Genomic DNA, 26,683 nt, shown 5'->3' with positions numbered 1-26,683 from the left:
ACAGTATCTGGGATCCAGATTGGGCACTAAGTTGGTAAACACGAAAGCGATTAATCCTTTACAACGTTTTTGATGGAACTGCGCGAAAGAACTGGATGCCAGTGTCACGCACTGGCATGACACCCATTTCTTCCTATAGTTGTCTTTTCTCGTCTACCTTATTTTGCCACTCTGCTGAACAGATACATAACATTTGCTATACAGAAACTCTGCGATACCAAAATAAATAAAGAGGTACGCCACTTGCAGTGAATAAGCTTGCGATCAGCAAGGTATTCACAGAAGTTTCAAATATTACCCAGCAGCAAAAGGTTGTTGCTATACTGCCAATTAAAAATTTGTAACAACTCTTTTCTTGCACAATAACTTTGAGAAAAGCAAGACTGCATGCAAGGTAAACAAATAAAAATGAAACTACAGAAAAGTCGATAATTGATGTGATCTGCTTAGCAAAATTGTTGCTTGAAGTGAGGATTAGTAAAGTTGCAGTTCCAACTGAGCTAGTTGTTATGCCCCAGAAAGGAGAACCGTGCTTGTTTCTTTGAGCAAAAAACTGTGGCATCAGTTTATCTTTTGCAAGGCCAAGGGCCACTTGTCCACTAGCTAGTACCCAAGCGTTTAAAGTACCAACACAAAAAATGAACGCAGTTATAGAAATAATCAAGTGCCAATTGCCAGAGGCCATAATTTTTATTGCGTCAACATATGGTGCTCTTGAACTTGCTAAATCATTGCCATTTATTAATCCCATAATTGCAAGATTGTTGATAAAATACACAACAGCAACAGAGATTGTTCCAAGTACCACAGCTCTTGGTATTGTTCTAGCTGGATTATCAACTGACCCTGCAGGTGCTGTTGCCAATTCAACTCCAATAAAACCCCATAGAGTAATAAGTGTAGAACGGGCAAGAATCTGCGATGTTGTAAGATTTGATATTGCTTCACTTATGATGAAGTTATTTCTATCAAAAAAAAACAATGCTGCTATAGGTATTACAAGCAATACAGAAATTTTTATCACCGTCAATAAAAACTCAACACGTCCAGCAGTAGCTACTCCTCTAAAATTTATTAGTGTAATAATTGTAAGTAATAACATCTCTAAAAACAGATGTACGTTTTGAATATCTTCATGGAAAAATGGTGTAAGATAACCAACACCCACAACTATTACGGCTGTTGTGCTAACCCATGAGATCACCCAATACGTCCAACCAACAAAAAAAGCTGCAGCAGGGCCAAAAGCATGCTTTACATAGACGTGAGGGCCACCCGTTTCCGGAAATTTTGCGCAGAGTGAGGCAAAAACTAAAGCAAGAGATATAGCACCAAGCCCTGATATTATCCAGCTTATAAGGCTATACATGCCATATGGAGCAAGGCTAATTGGAAGCATAAAAATTCCAGAGCCAATTTGGCTGCTAATCACTAAGGCAAAAATAGCCCAAAAACCTATTTTATTTGACACAATAATTCTTATCTAAATAGATTAACAATATACCCTAAACTCAGAAATTTCAATTGATCTTTTAACATAAAAACTTGCATTTTTTTCAATTTATTCCTAAAATAGATTATATTAACAGATTATTAAGAGGGGGTTATGAATCCGAGATTAAAAGCATTTTTGGTTGTTTGTAGTATTATTGCATTTCTGATTGCACTTTTGTTTCTCATGTATTATTTAAATCTTCTTGTTAACTATATCCTTGACCCGATTCTAGTTCGTCCCTTTGAAAGATTATACAAAAACTTAATTGTTGATGGTCTTTATGCCTATTTATCTACAAGCACTTCTAGCCCTGCACTAGCATTTTTGGCTACAGGTTTTATTGTTATTGCTGCGTTTATTTGCCTGAATAAAATGCTTCTTCCCTTGCAAGAGAAGATCATAAACAACTATACCTCCTTTAAAAACAACAATATTGATAGCAATAGCATGTTGTTTGAGGTTTATAAAGATCCAACAATAAAATTAAAGGACAAAATCTTATTCTTCAGTATACACTTGATATATTACCTACAGCTTCCATTTTTGTATATTGCATCAAAGGTATCAGCTCTACGTGGGTTTCTTATATTTAATTTTGGTTTATTATTGTTAAATTATGCACTGCTAATTCCAGTAGCACTTCTTGAGTTAATAAAATATCCATCAGTAAAACTCTTTTCACCTTTGGGTTTGAATGTAAAGCAGCTAAGCTTTTTGTTTAATGTAAGTGATGTGGGTACTAGTAGTCAGAGCGTTCATACTAGAAGTTTTCAGCAAAGCGTTATTGAATGTGCCAAAAAATTAAAGGAAGAACATGGTACGCCGTTAAATGAGTTGGATGAAGAGTTTAAAAGTTATATAAGCGGTTTAACAAGTCAGCAAAAACGAATGATAGAACCTTATCTAAGATTGGATGGTTATGAAACTGGGGAGTGGGTAAATTGGGCAGATTCACAAACCGGATTGACATTGACACAGGCTATAAATTTAGTTTTAATTACGGCAAGAAAGCAAAATGCAGATATAGAATTATTGAAGTCTATATTACTGGTTCGCTTTGAGGAAAGTAATCGCCAATGTGGTCCTGGAATGCTCAACCGTATCATTTATGCATTAAGTGGTCTTAAAGCGGAAAATAATTTTGCAGCTCAACTAGAGCCTCAGCCAATAGGAAAGTTGGCTAGTGATGCTACTAAAAGATTTCTTGAGAAATATGTGGATAAGCACTACCATAAAATAAAAGTTTTGAAAGAAAATTTTGATAATTTGTATTCACCAAGTTCTGGGGTGGATTTGAGCAGCGTGAGTGATGAAGTAAAGGATGGCATTTCTTATACAAGAGATGCTATAAAAGAATTTGTGTTTAAGGAATTATATGTAAAGTTTTATAACGACTATGGAGAACATATTCGGAGAGGGCAAATAAAACAAAGGCTAAGAGAATTAATAACAGATGAAGTCATAGATGCAGCAATATCTTATAAGATAGACGAGATAGAAATTCCTGCAGAACCACTTACTTATCTTGAAAGAGTAAAAACATTTTTTGGAGGTCATGCAAGGTCTTCTGCTGCTTAGTGGTTTAGTTCGTGCTATATAGCTAAACTGACTTAGATTTACTGACAATTTTAAAACAACAAATTCGTCATTCCGCTACTAGTTAGCGGAATTTATACCGCGAATGAATCCATAGCTGTACGAACATTGTGATTTGAGAGCAATTTCCACAAGGGAGGGTGTCATTCCAGTGCTTGGCACTGGAATCCAGCCTTTATTATGCAGCCACTTGGTTGAAATTAAGTCTTCTGGATCCCAGTGTCTAGGCACTGGGATGACACCATTTGCTGTGCAATTTACCTTCAAAAATGAATGTTCGTACAGCTATGGAATGAATCGTGGTATGACGCGTTAGCTATAGCTTTGTCTTCCCTTTTCTGAATGGCTTGCAAGCTGCTATCTCTACAAAAACTATATTTTTCTTCAGAAGAGAGTTATATTGTAACTATGGACAAAATAATCATAAAAAAATTTGGTGGGACTTCGCTAACTGATTTAAACCGAGTTGCAAATTTGATAAAAAACGATATTGAGAAAGGTTGTAATGTAATCGTTGTTGTATCTGCTGTTGCAGGATTTACTGACCAAATGGTTTTTCAGGCTAGGCAAATCTCAAATTTAAGTTATAGACAAGAGTTATCAGAGTATGACGTTATGCTTTCAGCAGGAGAACAAATCTCTTGCGGTCTATTAGCTATCACTCTCCAATCGATCGGAGTTAATGCTAAATCGTGGCTTGCCTGGCAGTTACCAATTGTAACTGATGATTTTTATTCTGAGTCTAAAATAAAAACAATAAAGATTGAACGTGTGAAAAGATCTTTTGCTGAGGGTTATACTGCTGCGATCATTGCTGGTTTTCAGGGTATAAATGATGATAGAATCACTACTTTTGGAAGAGGAGGCTCTGATATATCAGCAGTTGCCTTCGCGGTAGCCTTTGGTGTTAGAACTTGCGAAATTTTTACTGATATTGATGGAATATATACAGCAGACCCGAGAATTGTTCCAAAGGCACGCAAGCTCAAATTTATCTCTTACGATGAAATGTTGGAAATGTCGTCATCTGGTGCTAAAATACTGCATAATCGTTCAGTACAACTTGCAATGAAACATAACATTAAAGTGCAAGTGCTATCCACTTTTAAGGAAGTAGAAGGCACCACAGTGCTACACAAAAGGGATGTACTAGAGAGATACTTAATTACTGGAATAACTTATAGCACTAATGAAGCTCTTGTAACTTTCACTAACCTTGCAAATAACTTGCGTACTTTAAGAGATATAGCAGGAGCAAACGTTAAAATTGATATGATACATGGGTCAAGTTTTGTTATCTCCAAATTTGATATTGATTTAATGGAAAAGTTACTGAATAAGAATGAAAATTATGCTATAAACGATAATGTAGCTAAAATTTCAATAATTGGTATTGGTGTTATGTCTAACACTGAAGTGATGCACCGCACACTCAAGGTTTTAAGCGAAAAAAAGATAGAAATACTTGCTATCACAACATCTGAAATCAAAATCAGTATAATTGTTCAAAAAGAATGCGCTGTAGCTTTAGTCAAAGATTTACATACTGAGTATGAGCTTGATATGCAGCACTAGGATAGGCTTGACGTCCAGTTGTCTAAGAGTATGTCTTAAAAAGGAATGAGGAAAAAAATATGATAGTGTAAGTAAAAAATAGGAGGGAAAATTGTATCCAAGTGATATAAGTGATAAGGAATGGGAAATTTTGGAGCCACATGTTGCACAAGGAAAGATAGGGAGGCCAAGAAAGCACAATATCAGAACAATTATTAATGCAATAAGGTATATAATGAGAGGTGGTTGTCAATGGAGAATGCTGCCGAAAGATTTTCCTCCATGGAAGACGGTGTATGACTATTTTCTCAGGTGACGTAGTAATGGCAAATTGGAAAAAATACATAATATGCTAGTAAAAGAGGTAAGAAAAATGTTTGGTAAAAATGAAACACCTTCAGTAGGAATAATTGACAGTCAATCAGTAAAAACCACTCAAAAAGGGGATCCAGAGGATATGATGCTGAAAAAAAAATAAAGGGTAGAAAACGTCATATTGTTGTAGATACAGTGGGCTTAATTATTGCGGCTGATGTTCATAGTGCAAGTGTTCAAGATCGTGATGGTGCTCTAAATCTTTTCACTCAAGCTAAATACAAGGCTCCAACTTTACGTAAGTTTTTTGCTGATCAAGGATACATAGCAAAACCGCTGTTTATTGGAGACAGGATACGATTACCAAGAAAGCTGTTGATGTTACAGGATTTTTCGACAATCTGGACCACAATTTAGCACTGCAGGCTATCAAGAAGCACACAGACTGCAAATGGGTCATACTGTATGTTGAAAGGTGGATGAAATCCCCTATTCAGCAAGCAGATGGCAGTAAGGTAGTTAGGGAAAAAAGGAGTTCCGCAAGGAGGTTCAATAAGCCCAATCATTTCAAACATATTTATGCACCATGCATTTGATATATGGATGAAACAAAATCACCCAACAGTACCATTTGAAAGATATGTGGATGATGCGATAGTGCACTGCAGAACTAAAAGACAGGCAGAATTTATGCGAGCAGCAATTGAAGAAAGATTGGCATAATGTAAGCTAAAATTGCAACCTGATACCAATGCCATTCCAAAACTCCATCATTATACTGCCTTAGTATAACCTGCTCACTTCTATTGTCTATTTGTTTGTTATGTAATAGAAATTGGTATGAGATTGAAGAATTAAGTGTGAACGGTTACAGAATTTTTGCCAGGAGAAACATATAGTTAAAGTAATTCAGATTTGTAAGATATGTTTATCTGCAATTATAGCTTCAACAGTAGGCAATGTTGCTTTTAATTACCTCAACATTTTCTCTTGGCAATTCTTTAATGAACCGAGAAGTGCGCATCGGTTGCCACTGGTTGTTAATTTCCCTCCTATCTGCACATGAAATGATTAACCTTTCTTTGGCTCTGGTTATGCCAACATATGCGAGTCTCCTTTCTTCTTCTAAAGCTTTACCACTTTTGTCATCAAAAGATCTTTGATGAGGAAATAATCCCTCTTCCCAACCAGGTAGAAACACGCACGGGAATTCAAGTCCTTTGGCTGCATGAAGAGTCATAACATATACGGTGTCATCGTTATTCATATTATCCACTTCCATCACCAGACTTATATGCTCCAAGAAAGTTGTGGCATTATCGAAATTTTTTAAAGATGAGATGAGCTCTTTAACATTTTCTATTCGTGCTAAGCCTGTTACCTCCTCATTTTCAAGCATTTCAATATATCCTGATTGGTTTGCTACGATTTTAACGAATTCATGCAGTGGTTTTACGCTTACTATTTCTTCCCAAGCTTTAATTTTATTTAAAAAATCGTTGAGTGAGAGTTTAATTCTTTCGGTTACCTGATTACTATTAACTAATATTTTTGCTGCCTCAAAAAAAGAAATTTTGTTATCCTGAGCAGTCGTGTATATTTTCTTTAGAGTTGTAGCTCCTATGCTTCTTTTTGGCCGATTTACTATTCTTTCGAAAGCTAAGTCATCGTTATTGTTTGTAACAAGTCTTAAATATGCAATTATATCCCTGACTTCCTGACGTTCGTAGAATTTTACGCCACTTATAATCTTGTAGGGAATTGAATATTTTATAAAATACTCTTCGAGAACTCTAGTTTGAAAAGTGGCCCTTACCAGCACTGCAATGTCACTAAATCTGTATTTATTGAGTTTCAATATCTGTTCGCTTATGAACCTTGCTTCAGCTTTCCCATCCCATAATTTTATTAGATTTACCTTTTCCCCTTCAATGTTTGTTGTCCACAATTTTTTTTCTAAGCGAGTCTTATTGTGATTGATAACATATGACGCAGTTGCAAGTATGTGGGATGTTGACCTGTAGTTACACTCTAGTTTAACGGTTTTTGCATTTTTAAAATCATCAGAAAACTTCAAAATATTTTCAACTTCTGCACCACGCCAACTATATATCGACTGGTCATCATCTCCTACACAGCAAATATTTGAGTGCTCTTTTGCAAGGTATTTTAGCCAAAGATATTGTATCGCATTTGTATCTTGATATTCATCTACCATAACATATTTAAACTTGTTTTGGTAGTAGGACAGAACTTCGGTCTTTTGATTAAAGAGCTGTATGTTATATAGCAATAAGTCACCAAAATCGACAGAATTAAGGAATTTCAACCTTTCCTGATACTGGTGATAGACTTTGAGTGCAGTTACATATACTGGCCTAAATGATTGAATATCTTCCACTTCAGATGGCAATAAGCACTTCTCTTTCCATTGCTGAATAATATTCATAATGGTCTTACATTTTTCTGATAGGTAATCAGGATTTATTTCATTGATAATATTTTTTATTACCTGTAATTGGTCATCCACACCAATGATTGTAAAATTGGGGTTTAAGCCCACAATTTCTGCGTGCAGGCGCAAGATTTTTGCTGCAATTGCATGGAAAGTGCCAAGCCATGGTATGTTTGTACCCGTTAGCTCAAGTACCCTTGATACCATCTCATTTGCTGCTTTATTTGTAAATGTAACTGCTAATATCTCATCAGAATAAGCGTGACCGTTTCTAATTATGTGTGCTATTCTTGAAGTAATCGTTCTTGTTTTTCCCGTCCCGGCTCCTGCCAGTATCAAAACTGGTCCATCTATGTTAGTTACAGCTGATTGTTGTTCTGGATTGAGCAGTGAGAGATAATCGTTCATCGTAGCCCTATAGATTATAACTTCGTAAAGTTAAACCTATGATTGAAATATTGTAAAGGTTTTATTGAATAGAACAGTTAAAGAATGCTTCACTCAAGTACTACATATTTAAACGTAGGTTTTACATCTATTTTGTTTTAGTAGTTTCAGGTGTATGTCGAGTAACAACAACTTGATTTGAGGTATTGGCACCAGAACTTCTGCTTGTTGGGTGGATAAGTGGAGTTTGGAATGGCTTATATGTACAGTTTAGTTCCTTCATTTCTATTTCTTCAACTTCAACAAGGGGTTTTTCTTTTGGGGTATAGCGATTATGCGTTGCAGGTCGTTCAGTGAGATTTTCATATGTTTCTTTCAACCAAGTTCCGATATCATACATAAATCCATACGCTTTTTCTTTAAATTCTCTCAATGATCTACTGAAACTTGCTAGTGTGTTATTAAAGTAAATTGTCATATAGTCTCTTGTGGTGTATTGATAACTTTCTCCATCTAGTCTGCTACTTTGTGCGTTAGAACTATTGTTGCTTTTAAAATAACCAAATATGTTGTACATTTTGAGCCGCCATTAATTACTAACATACACATATTATATATTGATAAATTAAGGACTTAGTGTATTGATTAAGCACTTAGAAAGCGCTCTGTATAATAATTTAAAATGGAGCTGGAGCTTTGTAGTACAATGTTTTCAAACGTTTAATATAATATTGACTTTACAACGATAGTCACTTTAAATTAGTAACTATTGTTGCAGTTAAAGTATCAATGCCTTTTTTCTTTTATTTTTTTGCAATTCTTAGCATTTTATCTGCTGTATGCGTAATTAGTGTAAGAAATCCTGTGCATGCAGTATTATTTTTAATTTTCACCTTCGTTAACTCTGCAGTGCTTTTCATTCTCCTTGGAGCTGAATTCATCGCTATGATGGTACTGATAGTATACATCGGTGCAGTTGCAGTGTTGTTCCTCTTTGTAGTTATGATGCTCGATATTGACTACATAAGATTGCGCCAGGGTTTTGCGAAGCATTTCACTCTTGGTGCTATATTGTGTGGTGTGTTTTTTTTGATTATCAGTTTTGTAATCCGCAGCTCAACGCTGAATATAAGTAATGTTATAAACTATAATGCCAATAACGTGAAAGCTATCGGTAATTTGCTCTACACTGACTACATGTACGCTTTTCATCTTTCTGGAATTTTGCTACTTGTTGCAATTGTCGGTGCAATTGCTCTTACTTTGCAGGACAAGAAAAAAGGAGTTAAAAAACAGAATGTATTAAAGCAATTGACGCAATCTTCATCTGTAAAATTGGTTAAGGCTAAATTTGGAAAAGGAGTGGAATGGAAATAGGATTAAATCATTTTTTGATAGTTGCTGCTATTTTGTTCACTGTTGGGGTGTGCGGTATTTTCATCAACCGTAAGAGCATAATCAATATATTGTTATCAATAGAAATATTATTGTTGGCGATTAACATCAATCTAGTTGCTTTTTCTGCCTTTATGAATGATATAGTTGGGCAAATTTTTGTGATGTTTGTGTTGACTGTTGCGGCAGCAGAGTCAGGAGTTGGGCTTGCAATATTGGTTGTATATTATAGAAGCCGTGGCAATATAGATGTTGAACAAGCAAATTTAATGAAAGAATGAAAGTATGATGGATATACTGAAATTAATAGTATTTTTGCCACTTTTTGGTTCGCTATTTGCAGCACTTTTTAGAAAAAGTCAGTTAGTTACAACGGCAGGGATTGGAATATCTGCAGTTTTATCTTGGTATGTTTTTCTCACCTTCTCTGAAAATTATCACTTGAGTTTATTTCCTTTGTTTTCATTGAGCATCTTAAAAGTAAATTGGGCAATTAGTGTGGATGCTCTCTCATCCTTAATGCTTATTGTTATTACCACCGTTTCACTGGTAGTACATCTCTACTCTATCGGTTATATGGAGCATGATAAGGGGAAGTCGAGGTTTTTTTCTTACCTATCGCTATTTACGTTTTGCATGATTGTGCTGGTTGTAAGCGATAATTTCGTGCAGCTTTTTTTTGGCTGGGAAGGGGTTGGCCTATGTTCTTATTTACTCATAGGATTTTGGTTCCAAAAATATTCTGCAAATAATGCAGCAATTAAAGCATTTGTTGTGAATAGGGTAGGAGACTTTGCACTATTGATTGGAATCTTTCTTATTTATTATACATTTCACTCTTTGAATTTTACTGAAGTTTTTGACACAACTGATCTTCTTGGCACGCAGAACATTAGGGCATTCTGCTGTGAATTCAAAGTAACTCATATAATATGCATATTACTTTTTATTGGCTGTATGGGTAAATCTGCACAGCTTGGTTTACATGTTTGGTTGCCAGATGCAATGGAAGGGCCAACTCCTGTTTCTGCACTTATTCACGCAGCAACGATGGTAACAGCAGGTATATTTTTAGTAGCAAAGTGTTCTCCATTGTTTGAGTTATCAAATGTGGCACGAGAATTAATAGTTATCGTTGGAGCACTCACTGCTTTTTTTGCAGCCACCGTTGCAATTACTCAGAACGATATAAAGAAAATAATTGCTTATTCAACCTGCAGTCAACTTGGTTATATGTTCATGGCATGTGGGCTTTCTGCTTACAATGTTGCTATTTTTCATTTAATGACACACGCTTTTTTTAAAGCTCTACTATTTCTTGGTGCTGGCAATGTGATTCATGCAATGCATCATGAGCAAAACATTCAGAAAATGGGAAATTGCTGGAAGAAAATCCCTTGCACTTACGCTCTCATGTGGATTGGATCTCTTGCGCTTTCTGGGATATTCCCATTTGCAGGTTTTTATTCAAAGGATTTGATAATTGAACATGCTTATAGCACGGATAGCTTTGCTTTTGTAATAAGCTTAGTTGTTGCATTCTTCACAGCGTTTTACTCTTGGAGGTTATTGCTTCTTGTGTTCCACAGCCAAAAACAAAGTAAAATTAATATACATGAGGCACCAAAGATTATGCTTATACCATTACTGATACTCGCTTTTGGATCAGTATTTTCTGGAATATGGGGAGCAAATATTTTGAACATAACTAGTAATGCGTTTTGGAAATCAAGTTTAGTGATGATTGATGAGCATGGAGTTCATAATTTCTTTATAAAACTACTGCCAACCTTAGCAAGCCTAAGTGGAATAGCACTTGCGTACCTAATTTACCAATATCAAGTAATTAGGCAAATTAAGAGTAAATTTTTACTTAAGTTTTTGCAGAATAAATGGTACTTTGATGAGGTGTATGAGTTTGTTATAATTGCACCGATAAGGTTTATATCTAGGCTTCTATGGAAGTTTGATGTTAAGGCTATTGATTCATTTGGACCAAATGGTGTTGTAAGGTTGGTTAATGAATGTTCAAAAAGTTCTATAAAGTTACAAACTGGTTATATATTTGATTATGCATTTATTATGTTTGTTACTCTAATAATCGGTGCTTTATATATTATTGGAATTAAATAGAAGGTGTTGTTACTTAGTATATTCTTGCTTCCACTGATAGGAGCGTTGATTTTATCCTTAATCAGGATTAATCATCAATCTATACACTTAAGATTCCTTGCTCTATTTTTTGCTGTACTTCCATTTTTGCTTAGCATTGTAGCTTGTATAGAATTTGATTATAACAATGCGGACTTTCAGTTTGTCAGCTACCCAATTAGAAATGTTGGAATAGGGATAGATGGTATATCGTTGCTTTTCCTTCTGCTTACAACTTTCTTGTTTGTAATTTGTATACTCTACAACTGCAAAATGAGTTATACGACCCTAAAAGCCTATATGGCATTGTTTCTACTGCTTGAGAGTTTTGTAGTCGGTTTTTTCGTTTCACTGAATGCTATAAGCTTTTATGTGTTTTTTGAAGCTGTTTTAATACCAATGTTCTTTATTATTGGCATCTGGGGAGGAAAACACAGGGTATATGCAACGTTTAAGTTGTTTCTTTATACATTAACTGGCTCATTATTATTTCTACTTGGATTGGTTTACATCTATAACATTTTTGGAACGTTTAATATACAAAAATTAGCTACATTAGTGCCAAGCCTTGATCTTGAAGTGCAGTCATTGCTGTGGATTGCATTTTTTATTTCTTTTGCAATAAAAGTACCGATGTTTCCATTTCACACTTGGCTTCCTGATGCACATGTGCAATCACCAACTTCTGGATCTGTGATTTTAGCTGGCTTGCTTATTAAAATGGGGGGATATGGATTTTTAAGGTTTTCTATTCCAATGCTTCCTCAGGCAAGTTTGTATTTTTCAAATTTCGTTGTTGTGCTGAGCATTATTGCGGTGATATATGCTTCTCTAGTTGCGTTTGCTCAAGATGATATAAAGAAGTTAATAGCTTATTCTTCAATAGCACATATGGGGATCGTTACTGCTGGCCTCTTTTCATTTTGTGAGGAAGGAGTACTGGGTAGCATATTTCAAATGATTAGTCATGGCCTTATTTCTGCTGCTTTATTTTTATGTGTTGGAATGCTATATACTCGAACTGGAACTTTGGAGATTGCAAAATATTTTGGCATAGTAAACACAATGCCAAAATTTGGTTTTATGTTCATTTTATTTTCAATGGCTTCAATAGGGCTACCTGGAACATCTGGGTTCGCAGGTGAGTTTTTGGCTATGGTTGGAATGTTTAAGAGCATAGGGTTTTTTACAGGATTTATCGCACTTGGCACTATTTTAAGCGCAGTTTATATGCTGAATTTATGTAAGCAAATAATATGGGGGGTTAGCTATTCTAAATTATTAAATAACCGTTTGGATAGCATAGAATTTTCTGTCTTAATTCTGCTTGCAGTGTTTGTTATTTTGCTTGGATTTTACCCAACCCTTGCACTGAATTATTTGAAGCCATGTATGGCAAATTTGTTAGTCAAATATAATGCGCTATGAATTATATACAGATATTGCCGGAAACGTTCTCTATTATCTCCTCGTTAGTGTTGCTGCTGCTTGGGATTATATTTAACCGCAGAACTATCAACTTATTAGCACTTGGCTGCACAGTGGTAACTTTGATTATTTTAATTCTTTCGGCAGAAAACAATGAAATTTTTCTCTTTAATTCGTTGTTAAAACTCAATTTATACATCAGGTCAGCCCAAGGGTTAATTCTCAGCACAGGAATTTTAATACTTTTGATGCTGAATTTATCAAAATATGACTATAAGTATGAATTTTCAATGCTGATTCTTTTTGCGCTATTTGGCATGATAACTTTGGTTTCAGCAAATAGTCTGATTTCTTTTTATTTAGCTTTTGAGTTGATGAGTATATCTTTGTATGTTCTTGCAAGCTTTAATAAAGATTCGATTTATTCATGCGAAGCAGGAGTGAAATATTTTACACTCAGTGCATTATCTTCCTGCATTATGCTATATGGAATGTCGCTGCTTTATGGATATACAGGACAAGTCAATTTCTCTGAGCTCGGTTCATTCTTGCAAAACCATCAGATAACTTATGGAATAGTTTTTGGGTTAGTCTTTGTCCTAATTGGTTTGTGTTTCAAGCTTGCTATTGCTCCTTTTCATATGTGGGCTCCAGATGTCTATCAAGGTGCACCTACCATAGTAACTGCGTTTTTTTCTACGGCCCCAAAAGCTGCACTTGTAACATTTTTAATTCGATTGATGAATGAAGAGTTAGTAAATGTAAAAAGTTATGTTCAGCCTATTTTCTTATACGTTTCAGCATTGTCTGTTCTTATCTCAGCTTTTGGGGCCTTACGTCAGCAAAACTTAAAAAGGCTGCTTGCTTACAGTTCAATTGGTCACATTGGTTTTATATTTGCTTCACTTTCTATTTTTACACAAGCAGGAACAGATAGTGCCTTAATGTATCTGGTGATATATATCATCACAAGCATAGGGCTATTCTCATATCTTGTACAAATTGACGATGAAGATTGTGATATTGCAAATTTATCTGGTATAGGGAAGAAACGCCCAATTGTAGCATTTCATCTTTCTGTACTGTTACTCTCGATGTCGGGAATACCTCCACTTGCAGGTTTTATCGCTAAATTTTTTATATTCAAAAGTTTAATAAATTCTGGCTTTATCAGCCTGTCTTTGACCCTTGTGGTGGCGAGTGTTGTATCGTGTTACTATTATCTAAATATTATAAAAGCTATGTATTTCGATAAAGCTAGTGGTAATAAGGTTGCTTATTCTAAGGGCCTATTCATTATCACTTCGGTGGCTTCGCTGATCAACCTCGTTCTTTTCTTGTACGTTTTACTCACTCATTGAACTAAAGGGCTGACAAGGTGACCCCTGAGGGTTTTCATATTCATCATTACAAAAAAGTTTCAAGCACTAATAAAGAAGCGTTGGATTTAATTGATAAAGGAATATCAAATGAAACTATTATTGTTGCTGATAAACAAACAGAAGGCAGGGGGCGCACCGGAAAAAACTGGATTTCTCCAGAGGGTAATTTTTATGCAAGTTTGGTAATAAACCTCTTTAACGATTATCTGAATGAAAGCCAGCTTTCGGTGTCATTCCAGCGCGTGACGCTGGAATCTAGAAATCAAGAAGAATGGTCAAGCACACAACTGTACAAACGTTGTGGTATTCCCACCAAGGATGATGTCATCCGAGTAGCCTGGCACTGGGATCCAGAAAACTTAATTACAAATGGGCACATCAGGCAACTGTGTAATAAGAACTGGATTCCAGTGTCACGCACTGGAATGACACCACATACCACCTGCAAATTGCAATGTTCGCATAGTTATGTGTCAAGCACTGGGGAAAATACTGGGATGATAGAAAGAGGTTTAATGAATCAAGTTAGCAAATTAACAGAATTGACTTTTGTTACTGCTCTTGCTGTTGGAAATGCTATACTGTCATTTATAAATGGTCTAAATCTCCAGTATAAATGGCCAAATGACATTCTAATCGATGGCAAGAAAATAAGTGGAATATTGCTTGAAAAAAGATCCAATTCGAATTGGCTCATTATAGGAATTGGAATTAATGTCAGTCATGCACCACTTCCAGGAACAACGTGCATTAGCAATTACGGTGAGTCTGTGTCTAACATAGATCTGTTAAAGAAATTAATAATAAATTTTAATAAGCTAAGAAAGCAATGGCTACTTGATGGGTTTTATGCTATAAGAGAAATGTGGTTAAAAAAAGCATTCAAAATGAATGAGCAAATCAGTGTAAAGTTAGCTGACAAATTGTATGAAGGAATTTTTGCTGATATAGATAAAAGTGGTAAATTGGTGTTGCAGCAAAAGGATGGAAGCTTAATTTATTTTGATGCAGGTGAGTTATTTATTGATAATGCATTATGAATACATATGTAATTTTTGCTTACCTTATTAGTTTCACGCTGATTGCTGGAGAGCTAATTTTTACCATTTCTTGTTATACTAAAAGTAAAAAAATTCTAGAAAGCCTGAAAGATAATCATGAAGAAGAAACATAAGCGATTACTTATAACTTCAGGAATTTTCTGCTTTTTAAGTTGTGCAGTTTTTTTTATTTTAACAACGCTCAAAGAAAATATCTCATTTTTCTATACAGTAAGTGAGGCAATAGTTTTACCAAATGGTCAAAAACTAATCCGTGTTGGTGGAATGGTTGTTGAAAATAGCGTGATACGCAACGAAAGTGAAGTGATTTTTCAAATGACAGATTTTAATAAGAGCGTTATGGTGAAATATCAGGGAATACTTCCACCAATGTTTTCAGAAAAAAGTGGTGTTGTTGTGCAAGGTAAAATGTTTGATAATAGTACTTTTCTTGCAGATACAGTGTTTGCAAAACATGATGAGAACTATATGCCAAAAGTTTTAAAATAGATTCCTTAACCTGGCTGTATTGAAACGGTATGTAGAGAGAGTCACAGCCTAGAGACTATTACTCTTTCCAGTTTAACCCCAATCTGGTTCATTAATGGTATTGTTTTCTAATTCCTCTACTTTTGTCTGTAAGTTATTCAGGCTCTGTACTAAACCACTATTTTCATTACCAACCTTTGTAATTAGCTCGTCAAGCTTACTCCTTTCTTCTGTTAGCATGTCATTTAATTGACTGATAGAGTTGCTATTGTTATGCAATACATCATCCAATTCAGGAACGAATTTCGTGTTCAGCTCTGCGATTAATTTATCTAAAGCTTTGTGGACATAACCAAGCTGCGCTGGATTTCGCGCAACTGTTTCATCATAACCTTTAGGTTTGGTGTTAACTTCTATTTTGCTTATTACTTTAAGTTCGTTTTTGCTTTCTTGTTTACTATTATTCATGCTAACTCCTATAAAAAATTATAATTTTAAAATCAATTCAGCTACATTGAAGTGGTATGTGGAAAGAGTAACAGCTAGCAAGCTATTACCTTTTTTATTAAAGCAACCCGTTCTCTTCGCTAGTAGCATGAGGGAATATGGAAGCTTCTGCAATGCCTGGCTGATCATCACGAAATTCCTGAAGCTCATCTCGAAGAGTTTGAAGTTGACTTTTTATTTCAGTTGTATTGTTCCCTATATTTGATATAGTTGTTGACAGTGGCTCCACTATGCCAGTTGTAATGTTACTGCTTAAACTTGTGTTATACTCATTAATACTGTCTATCAAGCCATCATAACCCTTTTTAAGGTATGTTATAGCTGCGGCTGTTTGCTTCATTTCCGCTATAGGTATTTTTTCCAGTGGCTGATTTATATCAAAATCTAACTCCTTAGCACCTTTTTCTTTATTCTGAATTTTTACTGAATCTATACTTGGTTTTACAAAATCTGGTTTTGTAAAAACCGGGCTCTCAAGTTTTAGTAATTTACTTTGGTCTGAAGGCTCGTCACCAAAATATAATTCTACATTGTTTTTACTCATAATAAGTTACCTCCTATAAAAAAATTGATTTTCATAAATTGCTACCATACAAGTAGCATTGAATCGTTATTGTTTTCTACTATTGTAAAATCTGGAGCTTCTGCAATGCCTGGCATATCGTCCTTGATTTGCTTGAGCATCTCAATCATTTCCTTGTTCTGTTTACTCTGCTCGTCAAGTTTCCCTTTTAATGCATCAATAATAGCTTTAGACTGATCTTGATTGCTGAGATCACCGATCACAGCTGTCACTTTCTCATAAGGCAGTTTGTGAATGATGTCTTTAAGCTCTTCTGCGCCTACGTTATCCAAAAGTTCTTTAAACTGCTCATTAGACATATTGCGAGCAAAAGCTTGAAGTTTGTCTGGGGTGTCAACTAAAGACTTAATGATAATCTGAATCTTATTAGAATCAGTTAAATCCTGAGCAATTGCTTCGAGTTTCTCAGGATCAAGCTTATTAACTAAGTCTTTCAGTTGTTCTTCTTGCAGACTATTTACTAAAGCTTTCAACTGATCACCTTCTAATTCTTTGGAGAGTATTGTCAAGTGGTGCTCAGCCAAGTCTTTTGCAAGCACTGTAAATTGCTCGTCATTTAAAGTTTTAATAAGTGCTTTGAACTGATCCACTTTTAAGTGAGGTAAAATTTCTTTTACTTGCTCTGAATTTAATTTTCTCACTAGAGCTTCAAGCTGAGTATCATTTAAAATAGGAACAATTATTTGTAACTTTTCTGGATTTAGTTCCTGAGCGAGGGTTTTTAGCTGGTGATTGGTTAGATGATCCACTAAAGCTTGGAGTTGTTCATCTGTTAAGTTCTCTGCTAAGGCCTGCAACTGGCTTGAGCTCAGTTCAGGAATTATTTTTTGCAGTTGCTCGTTACTAAGAGTATTGGCAAGAGTTTTTAGTTGGCCGTCTGTTAGGCCCTGAATAAAAACTTTAGTAAACGCGTTTGATAGCAACAGTAGCACATCTCTTATATGTCTCTCACCGTAGTATAACATAATGTCTTGTAATACCTCATTGTCAGGTGAATCGATTATATTTCCTGCCTCGTCTGAAAAATAATATTTATTGTTGCCAGTATCTGAATCTTCCCATGTTACATATTTGTATTCCAATTTTTTTGATTTAATAGAACTGCTACACATAGTTTTGAAAGGCTGCACAAGCTCTCTTGTATATGATAACTTAGCCAACTCATTACCGTAATATACAAATGTATGGTTACTTTTTACATAATCTAAGTTAGAATCACTTTTATAATCTTTGGCTACCAGATTTCCTTCATTTTCTTCCTCCAGACATATGTAACTGTCTAGGCAAGAACTGCTGCAAAGTTTTATAGGCAATAAGCCTAGTACTACATCGTTTTTATCATCCAGCGATACAAGCTCAACTTTTTTAATAGGCATTGTAGGATCATTACCTTCAGGCCACTTTATCCTTGTAGTCGGGGTTTTTCTAAACACCTCTTTTCCAGGTATCATCTTAAAAACATGCTTTTTTCCACTCATAGGCGTTACCAATAAATTAATTGTTAGTATTCTAACATTTATTGATTAATTTATTGTTAAGTTAGTATATATTACAATTGTAATAACCAACATTACTTGTGTAGAGAAAAGTTACGAAAAGAAATAGAGATTTTCAGGGAAATAGTATAAAATCCTCATAGATTAAAATAAGCTGCTTTGACAGGTTTTGTGGCGGCTAGAGCTGTATAGACTGGTGGAGGCAAGCGGGATCGAACCGCTGACCTTCTGCGTGCAAAACAGATGCTCTACCAGCTGAGCTATACCCCCAGGTAATTCTTGCTTAAAGCATAAATCACTCAGGCTGAAATGCAAGAAATATTTATCTATTAGGCTATTGCCAAATAGTGTACAAATTCTGCAGGGTGTACACACTTCTCTATTTTTTTGTCTCCTTAGCGTTATACGTCACACCATCCAAATAAATCTGTGAACTGAAAATTAACAAGAAGTTTTCCTTTGGAAATTTTTTTAAATTATTCATAGATTTTTTAACTAAATTATCACTAACGCAGTATATTATATAATTTATTTAACCACACATGAAAATTTTAGTTTGATTAAAACGGATAAAAACTGTATTGATGTTTAGTATAGCTGAAAAATGAAATGATCCCGTAGCTCAGCCGGTAGAGCAACTGACTTTTAATCAGTGGGTCACGCGTTCGAATCGCGTCGGGATCACTCACAAATTTTGAAAAACATGCTAAAAGAACAAGACAAAATATTCACCAACCTAAATGGTAAAGGAACTCCACTACTTGAGGGTGCAAAAAAACGTGGTAGCTGGCAAAAAACAAAGGAATTACTGGATTTAGGATCAGAAAAGATCATTGATGAAGTAAAGAAATCTGGTTTGAGAGGTCGAGGGGGTGCAGGATTTTCCACCGGCCTTAAGTGGAGCTTTATGCCCAAAAATCTCCCAAAAGCATATTTAGTAGTCAATGCAGATGAGTCAGAACCTGGTACATGTAAAGATAGAGATATATTGCGATATGAGCCACATAAGTTACTTGAGGGAATTCTCCTGGCCGGCAAAGCGATCAGCGCATCAGTTGCATATATTTATATCAGGGGTGAATTTTATAATGAATATTTAGTTCTAAAAAAAGCACTTGAGGAAGCCTATAAAGAAGGTTTAATTGGAAAAAATGCCTGCAAATCAGGTTATGATCTTGATGTGTTTATCCATAGGGGCGCAGGAGCTTACATATGTGGGGAAGAAACAGCTCAACTCGAATCAATTGAAGGAAAAAAGGGCTTTCCTCGCATGAAGCCTCCATTTCCCGCAGGTGTTGGACTTTTTGGCTGCCCAACCACAATAAACAACGTTGAAACTATAGCCATGGTTCCAGATATTCTGAATCGCGGAGGAGAATGGTTTGCATCTCTTGGTAAACCAAATAATACTGGTACCAAGGTCTTTTGTATTTCAGGGCACGTAAACAACCCGTGTAATGTTGAAGAAGAGCTCGGAATTCCATTACGTGAATTAATTGAAAAATACGCAGGTGGAGTGCGAGGAGGTTGGGATAATTTACTTGCTGTAATACCTGGTGGGTCTTCAGTGCCATTAATTCCAAAATCTATATGTGATACTATTGAAATGGATTTTGATTCATTAAGAACTGCACAATCAGGGCTTGGTACTGCTGCTGTAATAGTGATGAATAAATCAACTGATATAATAGCTGCAATAGAGAGGTTATCACACTTTTATATGCATGAGTCCTGTGGACAATGCACACCATGCCGTGAAGGTACTGGATGGATGTGGAGGATTATGAAGAGGATGGTGGCAGGAGATATTAAGCCTGATGAAATAGATAAGCTGCTTGACCTTACAACTCAAATAGAAGGACATACAATTTGCGCACTTGGCGATGCTGCAGCTTGGCCGATTCAAGGATTAATAAGACATTTTCGCCATGTTATCAAAGAGAGAGCGATAATTTAACTTTACTTATACTTCTTAAGCCGTTTTGCTACTTAGCAACCAGAGCTAAAAAATATTGATTCCCTTCTCTTTTAGGTGCCAATTCTACCTTTGCGATATCTTCAGTGTCTCGAATTAGCCGTTCTAATTTTTCCAGTCCAACTTCAGTGTTTATAAGCTCTCTCCCTCTAAATCTCATTGTGACTTTAATTTTATGTCCGTGGGCAAGTAAGTCTCTTGCTTGACGCAATTTTGTTCCGTAATCGTGATCACCAATATTGGGACCCAGTTTAATTTCTTTTATAGTTAATGTTTTTTGTTTCTTTTTTGCTTCACTTGCTTTCTTTTTTATATCATACTTTTGCTTGCTATAATCCAGAATTTTACATACTGGAGGGGTTGAATCAGGTGCAATTTCCACCAAGTCTAAACCAACACCCTGTGCAAATTCCAAAGCTCGTTCTATTGGCACGATTCCGACCATTTCACCACTATGATCAACTAAGCGTACCTCCTTAGCTGTGATAAATCCATTAATTCTGTTTTTATTGTTCTTTTTAACTTGCAAACTTTAACTCCCTTAATTCAAATTAATACTTTTTAACAGCGATTCATTAGCCTTTTCCAAAGAAAAAGACTCCTGTCTTTCCGATCCTAAATTTCTTACTGACACAGTTTTACTTGTAACTTCATTTTTGCCTACAATCCACAATATAGGAACCTTGTTTGAACTATGCAAACGTATCTTATAACTAATTTTTTCATTGGTCAAATCAGTCTTGACTCTCACACCTTGTTCTTTTAAAATATTGCTAATTTCTGTGGCGTAACCGTCAGCTTCATTTGTAATGGTCAGAATAGCAAGTTGCGTTGGAGCAAGCCAAACTGGAAATTTTCCTGCATAATTTTCTATCAAAATTCCGATAAAACGCTCAAAAGTCCCAAGAATTGCCCTATGTAACATGACAGGGTGATGCTTGTGCCCATCTGCCCCTATATAAAAAGCTCCCAGACGTTCTGGTAAAATGAAATCAACTTGTAATGTTCCACATTGCCAATTTCTGCCTATTGCGTCTTTCAAAACGAACTCTAACTTTGGACCATAAAATGCACCTTCACCAGGGTTAAGTTTATAACTCAAGCCCGCTTCTTTAACGGCTTCAAGCAGCGCTTTTTCAGCTCTATCCCACACTTCATCATTACCTGCTCTAATATCTGGACGGTCTGAAAATTTCACAGAAATTTCATTAAATCCAAGCTCTGAATATACTTCTTTTAAAAGGTCACAAAACTTTATAGTCTCAGAATTCACTTGTTCTTCCATACAAAAAATGTGTGCATCGTCTTGCGTAAAACCACGCACTCGCATCAGTCCGTGCAATGAGCCTGAGCTTTCATTTCTATGGCATGTGCCAAACTCTGCCATACGTATTGGTAAATCACGGTAGCTCCTGGTGTGAGAATTAAAAATCTGCACATGACAAGGACAATTCATGGGTTTTATTGCTAACTTTTTATTCTCAGATTCGTCAACAATAAACATATTTTCACGAAACTTATCCCAATGTCCAGATCTTTCCCACAGCTCTTTACTTACTAAAATAGGAGTTTTTACCTCAAAATAGCCATTATTTATTAGCTTCTTTCTGATGTAAGACTCAAGAACATTATATAGAATATATCCTTGTTCATGCCAAAAAACCTGCCCAACAGCTTCCTCTTGAATGTGAAATAAATCCATATCCTTAGCAATTTTGCGGTGATCACGTTTTTCTGCTTCTTTGAGGCACTCAAGGTAAGCGTTTAATTCATCCTTATTTCCCCATGCTGTGCCATATATTCGCTGCAACATTGGGCCCTTAGAATCACCACGCCAGTATGCACCCGCTACTTTCATAAGTTTAAACGCTTTAACTCTACCGGTTGATGGTGAGTGCGGACCACGGCATAGGTCAACAAAATCACCTTGCCTATAAACAGTTAGGTTTTCACCCTCTGGTATGGATGAGATAATATCAACCTTATATTTTTCGCCTATACCACTAAAGAAATCAACTGACTGCTTGCGAGTCCAAACTTCTCGAACAAATCTGTGGTTACTTTTTACAATCTCTTTCATTTTCTTTTCTATTGCGGTAAGATCGTCCGTAGTGAAGGTACGATCTGTAGCAAAATCATAGTAAAAACCGTCCTGAATTGTTGGGCCGATAGTAATCTGAGTATTAGGAAATAGCTCTTTCACTGCCTGCGCCATTATATGAGCAGCATCATGCCTTATTATATCTAAACCCACTTCGTCACTCAGTTGTATCACCTCTATCTCTGCATCAGCTTCAATTTCACGTGAGAGGTCATATAGCTCACCATTTACTTTCAATGCAACTACTTCTTTCAAAGCATCCGGTTGTAATATATCAAAGCCAGTGACTTTACCACTGTATTCTTTTACTTTTTGTTCGGTTGAAAAAGTAACCCTAACCATAAATAAACCTATACGGACATGTAGCTTGAAGGCGGTTTGCTTCTTCCAACGGTGTCATCCCAGTGTCACGCACATAGCCATACGAACATTCATTTTCGAAGGTAAATTGCACAGCAAATGGTGTCATCCCAGTGCTTGACACTGGAATCCAGCTTTTTTGTAATTTCATTGAAAATGTTGCATAGTGTGCTTGTTCACAATCAATTTTACTGGATCCCAGTGTCAAGCACTGGGATGACACCTTTGTGTTTGAGGCAAAACAGGCTATAACATTTAACATACTGCCCTCGCAAACAAATGTTCGTACAGTTGTGTATCAGCTACTGGGATGACACCACCCCTAGTGGGCACTGCCCCTAAATCATAATGGATAACAGGGTTATAAGCTCTGAACATTAATAATAAGGGCTATTCTTTTTTAACCTGAGTGCAATTGCGTCTTCCCAAACTTCACCATTACGCAATAACTTTTCTTTATTGTACATTAGCTCCTCTCTTGTTTCAGTAGCAAATTCAAAGTTAGGACCTTCAACAATTGCATCAACTGGACATGCCTCTTGGCAAAGTCCGCAGTATATGCATTTTGTCATATCAATATCATAGCGCGTGGTGCGGCGACTACCGTCTTCTCTTTCCTCTGCTTCAATAACTATTGCTTGAGCAGGGCAGATAACTTCACATAATTTACAAGCTATGCATCGTTCTTCACCGTTTGGATACCTACGCAACGCATGCTCACCACGAAACCTTGGACTTAAAGGGCCCTTCTCCATAGGATACCTCAAAGTAACCTTTGGCTTAAACATATATTTTAATGTAATAACAAACCCTTTAATTAACTCTACAAAAGACCAGTACCAAGCTAATTTCTTGAGCATAAAATATTTAAAACTTGTGTCAGTCATTATAAATCATATTATCAGTTTTCAAAATAAATATTTTCACCTGGGTGACTTTTTAGGTATTTTGGTTTCTTAAGTGTAATATTGCTAAGTAGTTTATATAAATAATGACAAACACAAATGAAACTATTTTCGCTTTATCGACCGTATTTGGTAAGTCAGGAGTTGCAGTAATCAGAATTTCAGGCAACTACGCGCTTAAAGTTTTAAATCATTTTCATATTAAGAAAGAAATTAAACCAAGATTTGCTACTTTAGTTGATCTATATGATGATTCCAGTCAATTGATAGATAATGGAATAATCATCTATTTCCCTGCTCCAAACAGTTTCACTGGCGAGGACGTTATAGAGTTACAAGTGCATGGAAGCAAGGCAGTTATAAAAATCATCTTGGAGGAATTATCAAAAGTTTTCGTTATGGCCAAGCCTGGAGAATTCTCACTTAGGGCTTTTCTAAATGGTAAATTTGACTTAACGCAAATAGAAGGGATTGCAGACTTAATTGATGCTGAGACGAAAATGCAAGCTAAACAAGCGATTAAGCAGATATCAGGAGAATTGGAGAGACTATACAGCAATTGGAGGCAAAGATTAATAACGATACAATCCAAAATCGAAGCATATATAGACTTTCCAGAGGACATTTGGGCAGAAAAAAGTGAATTGGAAAAAATTAATAATGAAGTGCAATCTCTCGTGCAGTTGATACAAGAGCATTTAAATGATAATAGACGGGGCGAAAGGTTGCGTGAGGGTTTACATATTGTAATAACTGGTGAACCAAATGTCGGTAAATCAACTCTGTTTAATTTCTTAGCCAAGCGTGATATTGCTATTGTTTCTGAATATGCAGGCACAACAAGAGATATACTTGAAGCTCATATTGACATTGGCGGATACCCAATCATTCTCTCTGATACTGCTGGAATTCGTGAAAGTTCAGATCCAATAGAATTAGAAGGTATAAGTCGAGCGAAAAAGAGGTCTTTTGAAGCTGATTTAAGAATAGAGCTATTTCCTTTTGAACAACGACACGATGTCAATTATCAAGCCACAGGCAATATACCATCTGTCGTTGACACACAACTATGCAAATATTGTAATCAACAAACGGTGTCATCCCAGTGCTTGACACTGGGATCCAGATATAAAAATACTTGCAAATTATGCAATAGACAATGGATTCTAGAAACATGTGCTGAAAACAATGTTCATAGCTGGATTCCAGTGTCAGCTACTTGCATGACATCAGACCAAAATGACACCATTTATGTATTGAGCAAAGCTGACGATGTTATCAATAATCACAATATAAAAATTAATGGCATAGATCTTTTACCCATTTCTATTCTAAAGGAAATAGGTACAAACAAATTGATCTCTCTCATAAAAGAGAAGGCAGAGGAAAAATTTGGGCATGATAGAGACACTCCTGTAATCACTCGGCAAAGACATAGGAATCACATGAAGAAAGCACTGGAACATTTACAACGTTTTAATATCGATAATCCAATTGAGTTGATATCTGAAGATTTGAGGCTTGCTGCATTTGAACTTGGTGCGGTGATTGGAATTATTGATGTTGAGGAAATATTGAGTAGTGTGTTTAGCAACTTTTGCGTGGGCAAGTAAAGCTTTTATAGATTGCTTAAAATCAAATGTTGTGATAGAAAAGAAATGGACGGATGGCCGAGCGGTTTAAGGCACCAGTCTTGAAAACTGACGTACGTGATGAGCGTACCATGGGTTCGAATCCCATTCCGTCCGCACAGCATCTCGCTATGCTAGCTGATTTTTAGAGCTTATTTGGACTATGTGGTTCATAACGCTGGAAATCTTGTCTAATCTAGCCACATCTTTTAAAAATACATCCCTTTGTAAATTGACCTTGTTAGCAAAGAAAGCTAATATCTATAAATAGATCACCATCTGAATATGAAAACCGATATAGTAATAATAGGTGCAGGACCTGTTGGAATATTCACTGCTTTTCAAGCGGGAATGCTTGATATGAGATGTCATATAATAGATGTTTTGGATCAAGCAGGAGGACAATGCACAGCTCTTTACCCAGAAAAGCCAATATATGATATACCTGGTTATCCTGTAATCACTGCCCAAAAATTAATTGAGCAACTAATGGAGCAATCTTCGCCATTTAAGCCTGTTTACCATTTAAGTCAAAAAGTGGAAAAGATTTCAAATAACGAAGGTGAAAGCTTTACTGTCATAACGAACATAGGTACAGAGGTAAAATGCAAAGCCGTTATTGTTGCTGCAGGTAACGGAATGTTTGAACCTAACCGTCCACCCTTAAGTGGTATATTAGAATATGCAAATAAATCTGTATTTTACAGTGTAAATAAAATTTCTGATTTTCAGGACAAAACTATAGTCATTGCAGGTGGGGGTGATTCTGCGGCTGATTGGACTGTAGAACTTTCTAAAGTTGCGAAGAAAATTTATGTGATACATAGGAGAAAGGAATTTCGCTGCACTCCTGAAACTAGAAATAAATTAGAATCACTTGAAATTGATGGAAAAATAGAACTGGTAGTGCCATATCAATTACACGAACTAGCAGGAGGTAATGGGCAGTTGAGCGCAGTGATAGTAAAAAACATTGCCTCTAAGGAAGAAAAAGAAATATCCGCTGATTTTTTGCTGCCATTTTTTGGATTGTCAATGAATCTTGGTCCAATAAACAATTGGGGTATACAGTTAGAACATAGCCGCATAGTTGTCGACCCAGCTACACTTAAAACCAGTAGAGATAGGATATATGCAATCGGAGATATAGCTATTTATTCAGGCAAACTAAAATTAATACTAAATGGTTTTGCTGAGAGCGCCATGGCTTGTTATGACATATACAAAGTAATCCACAACTCTCCGGTTAATTTTCAATATTCAACCTCAAAGGGAATTCACGGAAAAGAAAAACTTCCTTGACAAACCTCGCCAGCTCCCTTATCATGAAACTGAAGCTATTGTATTTGCTTTCGCCAATCTGCAGATTAAAAGGTAAGGATTACTTAATGTATCGGCGTCTTATGTTCAATTTTTTGCAGTATATAGATACTGTATG

General features: G+C 35.9%; 29 protein-coding genes, 3 tRNA genes and 1 pseudogene. 19 read left to right on the top strand and 14 right to left on the bottom strand.

Translation table 11 applies throughout. The annotated features are described in order from the left end of the window. Positions 1–196: 196 nt before the first annotated feature. Positions 197–1,471 (bottom strand): APC family permease, encoded by a 1,275-nt coding sequence (locus R0F62_RS02685; RefSeq protein ID WP_316659847.1) that lies wholly within the window; start codon positions 1,469–1,471, stop codon positions 197–199. 135 nt (positions 1,472–1,606) lie between these two features. Between R0F62_RS02685 and R0F62_RS02680 the strand changes: the two genes are divergently transcribed. Then, on the top strand, positions 1,607–3,073 hold the full coding sequence (locus R0F62_RS02680; RefSeq protein ID WP_274979252.1) for a hypothetical protein: 1,467 nt from the start codon (positions 1,607–1,609) through the stop codon (positions 3,071–3,073). Between the two features lie 114 nt (positions 3,074–3,187). On the opposite strand, the pseudogene R0F62_RS06750 reads toward R0F62_RS02680, so the two are convergent. Further along, positions 3,188–3,364, bottom strand: a pseudogene (locus R0F62_RS06750) (WPE palindromic element domain-containing protein); the annotation flags it as partial. A gap of 135 nt (positions 3,365–3,499) precedes the next feature. On the opposite strand from R0F62_RS06750, the gene R0F62_RS02670 reads away from it, so the two are divergent. The 4 genes from R0F62_RS02670 to R0F62_RS06570 all read left to right on the top strand — a co-directional run bounded on the left by R0F62_RS02670 (position 3,500) and on the right by R0F62_RS06570 (position 5,377). Next, entirely contained in the window at positions 3,500–4,666 is a 1,167-nt protein-coding gene (locus tag R0F62_RS02670) for an aspartate kinase (protein WP_010962950.1), read from the top strand. A gap of 91 nt (positions 4,667–4,757) precedes the next feature. Then, positions 4,758–4,961, top strand: coding sequence for an IS5 family transposase (locus R0F62_RS02665; RefSeq protein WP_007549940.1), 204 nt, complete (start codon positions 4,758–4,760; stop codon positions 4,959–4,961). Between the two features lie 33 nt (positions 4,962–4,994). Then, the gene (locus R0F62_RS02660) at positions 4,995–5,123 is read left to right on the top strand and encodes a hypothetical protein (protein ID WP_255317429.1); all 129 of its coding nucleotides are present in this window, start codon (positions 4,995–4,997) and stop codon (positions 5,121–5,123) included. Beyond that, on the top strand, positions 5,066–5,377 hold the full coding sequence (locus R0F62_RS06570) for a transposase (protein ID WP_081420825.1): 312 nt from the start codon (positions 5,066–5,068) through the stop codon (positions 5,375–5,377). Before R0F62_RS02660 ends, R0F62_RS06570 begins: the two co-directional genes overlap by 58 nt. Here the strand turns inward: R0F62_RS06570 and R0F62_RS02655 are convergent. Continuing rightward, positions 5,374–5,535, bottom strand: coding sequence for a hypothetical protein (locus R0F62_RS02655; protein WP_237357334.1), 162 nt, complete (start codon positions 5,533–5,535; stop codon positions 5,374–5,376). The two genes, R0F62_RS06570 and R0F62_RS02655, sit on opposite strands and share 4 nt — an antisense overlap. Positions 5,536–5,539: 4 nt before the next feature. Here R0F62_RS02655 and R0F62_RS02650 point away from each other — a divergent pair, with 4 nt between their 5' ends. Further along, positions 5,540–5,683, top strand: coding sequence for a Putative reverse transcriptase (locus tag R0F62_RS02650; RefSeq protein WP_022626389.1), 144 nt, complete (start codon positions 5,540–5,542; stop codon positions 5,681–5,683). A gap of 223 nt (positions 5,684–5,906) precedes the next feature. On the opposite strand, the gene R0F62_RS02645 is transcribed toward R0F62_RS02650, so the two are convergent. Further along, positions 5,907–7,823: an ATP-dependent helicase gene (locus R0F62_RS02645; protein ID WP_264338041.1), complete on the bottom strand. Its 1,917-nt coding sequence runs from the start codon at positions 7,821–7,823 to the stop codon at positions 5,907–5,909. A gap of 127 nt (positions 7,824–7,950) precedes the next feature. After that, entirely contained in the window at positions 7,951–8,379 is a 429-nt protein-coding gene (locus tag R0F62_RS02640) for a WD_0964 family protein (protein ID WP_274979253.1), read from the bottom strand. Between the two features lie 212 nt (positions 8,380–8,591). Here R0F62_RS02640 and R0F62_RS02635 point away from each other — a divergent pair, with 212 nt between their 5' ends. Genes R0F62_RS02635 through ccmE form a run of 8 tightly spaced genes read left to right on the top strand, consistent with a single transcriptional unit; the run spans position 8,592 to position 15,708 of the window. Next, a complete protein-coding gene (locus R0F62_RS02635) occupies positions 8,592–9,179 on the top strand; it encodes an NADH-quinone oxidoreductase subunit J (protein WP_010962952.1) in 588 nt (195 codons plus the stop codon). Beyond that, the gene (gene nuoK / locus R0F62_RS02630; protein WP_010962953.1) at positions 9,170–9,478 is read left to right on the top strand and encodes an NADH-quinone oxidoreductase subunit NuoK; all 309 of its coding nucleotides are present in this window, start codon (positions 9,170–9,172) and stop codon (positions 9,476–9,478) included. Before R0F62_RS02635 ends, nuoK begins: the two co-directional genes overlap by 10 nt. 4 nt (positions 9,479–9,482) lie before the next feature. Then, positions 9,483–11,330, top strand: coding sequence for an NADH-quinone oxidoreductase subunit L (gene nuoL / locus R0F62_RS02625; RefSeq protein WP_022626390.1), 1,848 nt, complete (start codon positions 9,483–9,485; stop codon positions 11,328–11,330). Between the two features lie 3 nt (positions 11,331–11,333). Next, positions 11,334–12,776, top strand: a complete 1,443-nt coding sequence (locus R0F62_RS02620) for a complex I subunit 4 family protein (protein WP_010962955.1) — start codon at positions 11,334–11,336, stop codon at positions 12,774–12,776. Then, entirely contained in the window at positions 12,773–14,137 is a 1,365-nt protein-coding gene (locus R0F62_RS02615) for an NADH-quinone oxidoreductase subunit N (RefSeq protein ID WP_095742783.1), read from the top strand. The genes R0F62_RS02620 and R0F62_RS02615 overlap by 4 nt, the downstream gene beginning before the upstream one ends. A 17-nt stretch (positions 14,138–14,154) precedes the next feature. Further along, positions 14,155–15,198 (top strand): biotin--[acetyl-CoA-carboxylase] ligase, encoded by a 1,044-nt coding sequence (locus R0F62_RS02610; protein WP_010082374.1) that lies wholly within the window; start codon positions 14,155–14,157, stop codon positions 15,196–15,198. Then, the gene (locus R0F62_RS02605; protein ID WP_010962957.1) at positions 15,195–15,332 is read left to right on the top strand and encodes a CcmD-like small membrane protein; all 138 of its coding nucleotides are present in this window, start codon (positions 15,195–15,197) and stop codon (positions 15,330–15,332) included. The genes R0F62_RS02610 and R0F62_RS02605 overlap by 4 nt, the downstream gene beginning before the upstream one ends. Beyond that, positions 15,316–15,708: a cytochrome c maturation protein CcmE gene (ccmE, locus tag R0F62_RS02600; protein ID WP_010082373.1), complete on the top strand. Its 393-nt coding sequence runs from the start codon at positions 15,316–15,318 to the stop codon at positions 15,706–15,708. Before R0F62_RS02605 ends, ccmE begins: the two co-directional genes overlap by 17 nt. A gap of 72 nt (positions 15,709–15,780) precedes the next feature. Here ccmE and R0F62_RS02595 read toward each other — a convergent pair whose 3' ends face one another. The 4 genes from R0F62_RS02595 to R0F62_RS02580 form a co-directional block, all read right to left on the bottom strand. Beyond that, on the bottom strand, positions 15,781–16,155 hold the full coding sequence (locus R0F62_RS02595) for a hypothetical protein (protein ID WP_010082372.1): 375 nt from the start codon (positions 16,153–16,155) through the stop codon (positions 15,781–15,783). 97 nt (positions 16,156–16,252) lie between these two features. Then, the gene (locus R0F62_RS02590; protein ID WP_274979255.1) at positions 16,253–16,738 is read right to left on the bottom strand and encodes a hypothetical protein; all 486 of its coding nucleotides are present in this window, start codon (positions 16,736–16,738) and stop codon (positions 16,253–16,255) included. Positions 16,739–16,779: 41 nt separating this feature from the next. Then, entirely contained in the window at positions 16,780–18,255 is a 1,476-nt protein-coding gene (locus R0F62_RS02585; RefSeq protein WP_274979256.1) for a magnesium transporter MgtE N-terminal domain-containing protein, read from the bottom strand. 212 nt (positions 18,256–18,467) lie between these two features. Next, a tRNA-Ala gene (locus tag R0F62_RS02580) sits at positions 18,468–18,543 on the bottom strand. A 341-nt stretch (positions 18,544–18,884) separates the two neighbouring features. Between R0F62_RS02580 and R0F62_RS02575 the strand changes: the two genes are divergently transcribed. Further along, positions 18,885–18,957: transfer RNA gene (locus tag R0F62_RS02575), tRNA-Lys, on the top strand. 19 nt (positions 18,958–18,976) lie between these two features. Further along, the gene (gene nuoF, locus R0F62_RS02570) at positions 18,977–20,230 is read left to right on the top strand and encodes an NADH-quinone oxidoreductase subunit NuoF (protein WP_010962959.1); all 1,254 of its coding nucleotides are present in this window, start codon (positions 18,977–18,979) and stop codon (positions 20,228–20,230) included. 28 nt (positions 20,231–20,258) lie between these two features. Here nuoF and infC read toward each other — a convergent pair whose 3' ends face one another. From infC to nuoI, 5 genes are read right to left on the bottom strand one after another with little or no spacing between them, the layout of a single operon-like run. Beyond that, positions 20,259–20,777, bottom strand: coding sequence for a translation initiation factor IF-3 (gene infC, locus R0F62_RS02565; protein WP_006279610.1), 519 nt, complete (start codon positions 20,775–20,777; stop codon positions 20,259–20,261). Positions 20,778–20,789: 12 nt separating this feature from the next. Next, positions 20,790–22,691, bottom strand: coding sequence for a threonine--tRNA ligase (gene thrS / locus R0F62_RS02560; protein ID WP_010962960.1), 1,902 nt, complete (start codon positions 22,689–22,691; stop codon positions 20,790–20,792). Beyond that, entirely contained in the window at positions 22,684–22,971 is a 288-nt protein-coding gene (locus R0F62_RS02555) for a hypothetical protein (protein ID WP_010962961.1), read from the bottom strand. The genes thrS and R0F62_RS02555 overlap by 8 nt, the downstream gene beginning before the upstream one ends. Next, a complete protein-coding gene (locus R0F62_RS02550; RefSeq protein WP_255322257.1) occupies positions 22,965–23,087 on the bottom strand; it encodes a hypothetical protein in 123 nt (40 codons plus the stop codon). Before R0F62_RS02550 ends, R0F62_RS02555 begins: the two co-directional genes overlap by 7 nt. Continuing rightward, positions 23,087–23,569 carry an NADH-quinone oxidoreductase subunit NuoI gene (gene nuoI, locus R0F62_RS02545; RefSeq protein WP_274979258.1) on the bottom strand — a complete coding sequence of 161 codons (483 nt, stop codon included), beginning with the start codon at positions 23,567–23,569 and terminating at the stop codon, positions 23,087–23,089. The genes R0F62_RS02550 and nuoI overlap by 1 nt, the downstream gene beginning before the upstream one ends. A gap of 131 nt (positions 23,570–23,700) precedes the next feature. Here nuoI and mnmE point away from each other — a divergent pair, with 131 nt between their 5' ends. From mnmE to R0F62_RS02530, 3 genes are all read left to right on the top strand, one after another. Next, positions 23,701–25,227: a tRNA uridine-5-carboxymethylaminomethyl(34) synthesis GTPase MnmE gene (gene mnmE, locus R0F62_RS02540; protein WP_274979259.1), complete on the top strand. Its 1,527-nt coding sequence runs from the start codon at positions 23,701–23,703 to the stop codon at positions 25,225–25,227. Positions 25,228–25,274: 47 nt separating this feature from the next. Beyond that, positions 25,275–25,362, top strand: a tRNA-Ser gene (locus R0F62_RS02535). A 168-nt stretch (positions 25,363–25,530) separates the two neighbouring features. Further along, the gene (locus R0F62_RS02530; RefSeq protein ID WP_274979260.1) at positions 25,531–26,547 is read left to right on the top strand and encodes an NAD(P)/FAD-dependent oxidoreductase; all 1,017 of its coding nucleotides are present in this window, start codon (positions 25,531–25,533) and stop codon (positions 26,545–26,547) included. The last annotated feature ends 136 nt before the right edge of the window (positions 26,548–26,683 follow it).

Source organism: Wolbachia endosymbiont of Drosophila aff. chauvacae BK-2020 (assembly GCF_032848195.1).
GTDB classification, from domain to species: Bacteria; Pseudomonadota; Alphaproteobacteria; order Rickettsiales; family Anaplasmataceae; genus Wolbachia; species Wolbachia pipientis.
Note: the sequence above shows the minus strand (reverse complement) of the source record. Positions and strands in the feature narration are given on the sequence as shown.